Here is a 549-nt window from a genome sequence, read left to right as displayed (position 1 = left end):
CGCCAGTTGTACGGACACGAACTCATCAGGGTCAGCCAGCAGCATCAGCGGTGCTGACTGAATCATGGTGAACTCACGCGCCGGATCGCCGGTGGTCACCCAGTTTTTCGGGTAACGGGCAGAGGCGTTAATGCCTTCGCGCTGTGCGTCCGCATCCTGAATGCAGCCATAGGTGCGCAGACCGCGTGCCTGAGTGTTCCCCAGCACCATCGTGTTGTCCGGCAGGAAGTTCTTTTTGACGCCGTTTTCCACGTACTGTCCGGAATACACGACGATGGCCACATCGCCATACATCCCCTTATAGGACACCGCTTTGCCCAGGTCTTTCACCGCTGTCTCCAGCTCGGAATTAGAGCCACGACGGGTATCCAGCTTCTCCTTGACGGCTTTGAAGGAACGGAACAGCGCCCAGCCTTTCGGATCGAACACGATGATATTCACCACACCGCTGGCGTTCAGCGCGTAGGCTTCGATATCGTCGGTCGGGTCATACGTGGACTTGTCACGCTTGCTCCACTCCGTGCCGCCGGACTGCGTGATGTTATTCTC

The 549-nt window shown here is 57.7% G+C and carries 1 protein-coding gene; it reads right to left on the bottom strand.

Features of this window, described 5'->3' with window-relative positions:
• Positions 1-549 (bottom strand): major capsid protein (locus ACLJQE_RS44765; protein ID WP_410645939.1); only part of this gene is annotated, 549 nt, incomplete at both ends.

The sequence above is a fragment of the Amycolatopsis sp. lyj-346 genome, assembly GCF_046548975.1.
Taxonomy (GTDB): domain Bacteria; phylum Actinomycetota; class Actinomycetes; order Mycobacteriales; family Pseudonocardiaceae; genus Amycolatopsis.
Note: the sequence above shows the minus strand (reverse complement) of the source record. Positions and strands in the feature narration are given on the sequence as shown.